The organism is Microvirga roseola (assembly GCF_020866965.1).
GTDB classification, from domain to species: domain Bacteria; phylum Pseudomonadota; class Alphaproteobacteria; order Rhizobiales; family Beijerinckiaceae; genus Microvirga; species Microvirga roseola.
On the sequence record NZ_JAJATX010000107.1, the window covers coordinates 1 to 6,104 of the forward strand.

Below are 6,104 nucleotides of genomic sequence, written 5' to 3' on the forward strand. Positions count from 1 at the left end.
CATAAGCCATACTTCAGGGAGGATCACTTCTCAGGAGGCAGACCATAGACAGTGGTACACATTTGGGAGGCGAGGGTCGGATGAGTAGGGAGCCAGCTAGACCATATTCCTTTCGCACCTAAAGACGATGGGGATCCATCGAGAGCTCACGCCAGCAGCCGCGAGAGAGATTGTGTGAAGCTCTTGTCGGTTTTTTTAGCACGCATGGCAGTGTGCTTGAACTCTCTGAGCTAGCAGAAGAAGTTCTCGATCGGGTCGCCACTGGAAGAGGTAGCGGTCGAGCGACACCGTCTCGACGAAGGGGCGGATAGTGCTGCCGCTGCGCCTGGGTCCATTGGCTTACTACCCCGATCCCGAGGTCTCATCCTCGCACACTGACTGTCCTCTAGAAACTAGCGATCCACCGAAAGCTCGAAAAAACGGTGCTCGGCTGTGAACCCCTTTGGTCTTAACTCGCGTCAGTCGGTTCAGGGTCCAATTGGAATTGCTTCGGGCCGCCCCACGGGATGGGTCTCGGTGTACTCTTCGATTAGCTGACGCGCGGTAGCAATGGCTTGCTCACGGGCCTCTGCTCCAAACGCCAGCTTTTCCACTCGGATGAAGGTAACATCGCTGATGCCCATGAATTTGAGAAGGTTGCGTAGGTGCGGCTCCTGCGAGTCCATCATCTGAGCGGGCCCCTCGCTATAGAGGCCGCCCCGGCTGGCAATTACCAGGGCGCGCTTGTTCTTAAGCAGGCCTATGGAGCCGCTCTCGGTATAGCGAAACGTAATGCCGGCTCGCAGCACATAGTCAAACCATGCCTTCAGAGTTGACGGCATGCCAAAGTTATACATGGGTGCTCCAATGATGATCGTATCAGCAGCTTCAAGCTCTACGATCAGGTCATCTGATAGGGTCCGAGCCGTAGCCTGGGCCTCGCTTTTCGGCTCAGCTCCACCGAACGCCATGATCGAGTCGATGTCCAGATGCGGAACAGGGCTCTCGCCAAGATCGCGGGTGACAATCCGGAGCTGCGAATTACGAGTCAGCAGACAGGAGACAGCTTCCTGCACGAGGTGGCTGGATACGGAGGCCTCGCCCAAGGCGCTGCTGGTAATCACGAGAGCTGTGGACATATGACGGTCCCTTCAGGGTTCTAGTCATTGCAGTCCGACCGAAGTAATAGTTCACTCGGTGCGGTAGTAGGCACATTTTTGGAACCATGCTGTTGCCAGGGGAGGAACACCGCAGTGACTGAGCTGGAAGATCTGAGGAGCTTTGTGGAGGTCGTCGAGAGCGGCGGCCTCAGCCGCGCTGCGGTCCGCTTAGGCGTTTCAAAGTCGATCGTCAGTCGGCGGATCACGCGTCTGGAGGCGGAGCTCGGTACCTCTCTCATCACCCGAACCACACGGGGTATCAGCCCCACGGAAGCAGGTATCGAGTTCAAGACACGTTGTGATCGGATCCTTGCCGATCTCGTTGAGGCTCGTGAAATCATCGGGCAACAGGGCGGCTCCGTGCGCGGCCGTCTCCGCCTATCGGTGCCACTGTCCTTCGGTGTACGCCACGTAGCGCCGATACTCGCCGGCTTAGCGAAGCGCCACCCTGAGCTCGAGCTTGATGTGAGTTATACAGACCGCGTCGTGGACATCATCGGCGAGAGGCTCGACGCAGCCATTCGGATTGGCTGCCTTAAGGATTCAAGTCTTGTGGCTCGCCGGATTGCACCGGTTCATGCAGTGCTGGTGGCAAGCCCCATCTACTTGGCCCGCTATGGGCAGCCGAGTAGCCCAGAAGACCTCTCAACGCATGAGTGCCTGATCTACACGGGTCGTGTAGATGCGGATTGGCATTTTCGATCAGGTAAACATCATATCGCTATCAGGCCTGAGGGGCGGATGAGGACGGACAGCGGGGAGGCAATACTTCAATGGGCCGTAGAGGGTCTCGGAATTGCAGAAGCACCATCGTTCCTTGTCTCCGACCACATTGCAAGCGGTGCCCTCGTGCCCCTGTTGCTCGATTATGGAGCGCCTGAATATGGCATTTACGTTGTTCGCCCGCCGGGATCCTATGTTCCAGCCAAGGTACGTGTCCTGGTTGATGCCCTCGTAGATCGCTTTGGAAGCAGGCCCGACTGGGATCCGTGCTTGGCCGCACTGAGTAGCCAGAGGATCGTCGCAAAGTACACCAGATAGACGGATCCAATCTTTGTGAAATGCGAACATTGGGCGGACGGCAAGAGGCGCAACAAAGCTGTCTGCTAACTATGGCCATCAGTCCTCTAAAAAATCGAGGGACGTCTCCAAACACCAGCATCCAGCTCGAGGAGCACGACCGCCTCGTCTCGCCTGCCAACATGTGCATCATTCTAGCAAGCGGGCCTGGAAGCCAGGGAACGAAGAGCTACGTTTCGTCTATAGTCTGCCACGGTTGGCCTTCTGCTCCAGCCCAGTTCAATTGCATGAGCGACTTGGTTGAACATCCGCTGCTTAAGTTCAGGCAGCTTGTGAACGCAACTCCGTCGGTAAGTGCAAGCCGCTGGTAGTCACTTGTTTGGGGGTTGCTGAAGGTGTGCTCACCAACACCATTTGGGTCCACCTGGCGGTAACTGCTGCTGTTGGTTCGCAACGAAGATGAGCGTATCCTGAGTTGGCTCGCGCATGCATCCTGGCCCTGGCCGAGTAACTGGTGCTGGTCAAAGGCCAGATCCTGGAGATGGACCGGCGCATCACCGCATGGAGCTGAGCCTAACAACGAGCAGCCGTCAGCCCCATTTTGCTGCGGGTATGTGTTGGGTGAGGTTGGCCGCGACAGCGGACGTGCGGGGATGGCGCAGCGGAAGGATGGCTAACCACAGAGCTGATAAGGAGCATCGATTTAGACACGATCTGGCCCAGTTGCGGGCCGATCTGTGCGGCAAAGCCTGTGGAGAGGGCAGGCGGAGCCGAAAGACGCCGCCTGTCGCAACATTCACTATCGACACGCTTGGATCAGCGCGCGGGCTTTCCGGCGCCCTGCGCGGCGCGATCGATTGCGTCAGCAACGGCCTTGGGCTGGGTCAGGAAGGGCACATGGCTGGCTTGTACTTCCTCGATTGTTGCCCCGATCCGCTTGGCCGTCTGGCGCAGCAGCTTGGGATTGATTGCCTTGTCCTGTGTTGCAATAATGGCCCAGCTCGGCTTGCTCCGCCATGCGGCGTTGCTCACCTTTGTGGCGAAGATCGACATATTGATCGGAACCTGCGAGTCCCGAAGGAACGCGGCATCAGCATCGCTCGTGTCCCCCGCAAAGCCAAGCTTGAAATTTTCGAAGTTCACGAAGCCGAAGCCGTCCTTGTGCGTCTCGATGACGAATTCCGGCGGGGCTGGAATGTGGACGAATTGGTCCCCTGTGGACTCTCCGACATCCGGCGCTAGTGCAGAGACATAGACGAGGCCTGCTACCTTCGGGTCGATGCCGGCTTCGGTGATCACCGTGCCGCCATAGGAGTGCCCAACAAGAACAGTCGGGCCGTTCTGCCGATCCAGAACCCTTTTCGTGGCGGCAACATCGTCGGCAAAAGAGGTGAGTGGGTTTTGAACAATTGAAACTTTATATCCACGCCCTGTCAGTTCGTCATAGACCCCACGCCATCCAGAACCGTCAGCGAAGGCGCCATGCACGAGTACAACGTTCCTAACCGCCTGGTTTTGGGGGATCTGGCCGGACGAGTGCGCCAGAGTGGCAGCGGCTATGCCCACTGCGGCAACCGTTGTGGTCAGAAGGTTTCTTGTCTTCGGGTTCATGTGCTCTCTCCTCTAACAGCGCGCGATTTCTTATCGCGATAATATATGTTAGACCGATGCCGCCCGTCCTGTCCAGCACAAAATTTTATCGCGAGATTTATTCCTGCGCTACGATGAGCTATATGGGTTCGACAGGAGGTCCTCATGAGACAGAAAAAAGCAAACGCCCCAGCACCCCTGGACGACCAACTCTGCTATGCTATCTACTCGGCAGGCATCGCTATCCAGCGCGTCTACAAGCCCTTGCTCGACGAGCTGGATCTGACCTACCCGCAGTATCTCGTGCTCAATATCTTGTGGCGCGAGGACGAGCTGACTGTTGGCGGCATCGCCGAGAAGCTGGCGCTGGAGTCGAGCACCCTCACGCCCCTTCTGAAGCGGCTTGAAGCCGCTGGGCTTCTGCGCCGCACGCGAAATCCCGACAATGAAAGACAGGTGGTAGTCACGCTAACCGACAAGGGTCGTGCACTCAGGTCCAATGCTGGGTGCCTTGGCGACTCTCTCCTGGTAGCATCCGGGCAAAGCCCTGGAGAACTGGGAAAACTCAACCGCGGTATCAGACGGCTACGCGATGCAATCTACTCCCACATTGGGGCATGGAATCCGCCAGCTTGAACAAAGGTATCTGTCCTGATCAAAGCGGATTTGCTTCACAAGCGGACGATTGGGGGCCAATTCTGGAGGGCAACCGGTTGGCTGAGCCCTCCCTATTTTGATGGGAACGTGCTACATGCCACCGTCGTCACATCTCCTGGCTAGCGACATTCTCGAGAAGCTTGGCAGGACAGAATGCAGTTCTGCAACAGCGCGAAGACCTCACGTTACGTTCCGTTCACATAGGACCTCCCAGCGGCCATTGCTGAGCTTGCGCTCCACAACCTGGTGAAGTGACAATCTCTGCTTCCGATTTGCATCGGTCGACGACCACAGGGATGCCGACAAGGACACGGCTGTACAGGCCGAAGATGTCGGGGTTGAGCATGCGGATGCAACTGCTCGACGCCGCCCCGCCGATGTGCCGGGCTTGGTAGTGTCATGGATCTGGTACAGGATGTCTTCGACCTCGTGGAAGGGATTGATGCGCCCATGATCCAAAGGGGGGGCGGTCCCGGAGGCATGCCACTGACCCGCCGACGGTTGCACTCGGGAGCGCGCTCGATAACCGCGGTAGTAGGCGTCCAGCGCGGCCAAGCAGCTTTGCAGCCCACCTGTGCCCGACCGGGCTATCCATACCCTCCCTGTGCACACGGCCCTCAAGCGCCGACAGTGGGGGAGGCGACCAAGCGGCACCTGGGTAGTGGTGCGGAATGCTGCCCGGTCCGATGAACCTTCCTGGTTATCTCGGCGTGAACGGAGCCCCAGCGTGCTACGGAGTGAGTAAAGCTACCTGTGCGGAACTCATCGCATTGGATAGTCAACGAACGCAGTCTGCGTGACAGCGTTGAGCAGGCACACTCCGGCCGATTGAGCGCTGCAAGCCGTGTCGACCAGCCGTGGAATGGCCATCAAAGATCCATCGGGCTAGCGCGCGAAGAATTCCATCGCGTTGTGGACTTCGCTAAAGGTTGACCAACGGTACCGGCCTGAAGGTTGCATTACCTTGCGCTCTTTAGCTGGATGGTCTGCATTCATGATTGATCGTAAAACTAATCGGAATGGTAGCAGTTCCAAAGCTCACCGTTGCATTGATTACTCCGTCAGGAGGGCTCGGCAGACCGTCGATCTCAATCCAAAGCACCTCTCCATCCGCTGAAAGGACTTCATCCGGAGCGACAGGGATCGTGTTTAACGTTGTCGTTGCCCCATTTCCAAGAGATGCAACGATCCGCGAGTGGCGAGCGCCGTCGATCGCTATCCCTCCGAACAGGATCCGTTCTGCGCTCCGGTTTTCTAGCGCAAATCTGATCTGCACTTGATCGCTCCGCTTAAGAGGCGCGACACAGAGATCTGTCAGAACAACTTCGTCTGTAATTTGATAGCTTTCATCAGCGTCAACTCTCACAGACCGTGTGCCCAACGCAAGAAGCAGTGCAGCACCCAATACGGACCTGAGCCCTCTTCCAAATCGATCCATCCGTTGTGTTCCATTGCTGCTCGCGAAACGGATTCAGCGTTTCCGATCACTCTGTCTTGCACGCGAAATACAGCTGTGAGGAAGTAAGTAAAGCCCATAGTAGATTGCATATGTTACATACTGCCTTGGGCGTAGACTCATGAAGGTGGCTGCCCGCCTTTTAAGCATACATCCATCGCCTCACATTCGGGTGATTGGCACACTCGAGGAGCGCTTAGCTGTGAGATCTGAGGAGGTTGTTCATCCGGTCTGAGGGCCTG

At 57.2% G+C, this 6,104-nt stretch carries 4 protein-coding genes; 2 read left to right on the top strand and 2 right to left on the bottom strand.

The genetic code is table 11. The features are described 5' to 3' along the window. Positions 1 to 467: 467 nt before the first annotated feature. Positions 468 to 1,118 (bottom strand): FMN-dependent NADH-azoreductase, encoded by a 651-nt coding sequence (locus tag LG661_RS23960; RefSeq protein WP_230534509.1) that lies wholly within the window; start codon positions 1,116 to 1,118, stop codon positions 468 to 470. 114 nt (positions 1,119 to 1,232) lie between these two features. On the opposite strand from LG661_RS23960, the gene LG661_RS23965 reads away from it, so the two are divergent. Continuing rightward, positions 1,233 to 2,180 carry a LysR family transcriptional regulator gene (locus LG661_RS23965; RefSeq protein ID WP_230534510.1) on the top strand — a complete coding sequence of 316 codons (948 nt, stop codon included), beginning with the start codon at positions 1,233 to 1,235 and terminating at the stop codon, positions 2,178 to 2,180. 795 nt (positions 2,181 to 2,975) lie between these two features. Here the strand turns inward: LG661_RS23965 and LG661_RS23970 are convergent. Next, positions 2,976 to 3,770: an alpha/beta fold hydrolase gene (locus tag LG661_RS23970; protein WP_230534511.1), complete on the bottom strand. Its 795-nt coding sequence runs from the start codon at positions 3,768 to 3,770 to the stop codon at positions 2,976 to 2,978. Positions 3,771 to 3,914: 144 nt separating this feature from the next. Here LG661_RS23970 and LG661_RS23975 point away from each other — a divergent pair, with 144 nt between their 5' ends. Further along, a complete protein-coding gene (locus LG661_RS23975) occupies positions 3,915 to 4,385 on the top strand; it encodes a MarR family winged helix-turn-helix transcriptional regulator (protein ID WP_230534512.1) in 471 nt (156 codons plus the stop codon). The last annotated feature ends 1,719 nt before the right edge of the window (positions 4,386 to 6,104 follow it).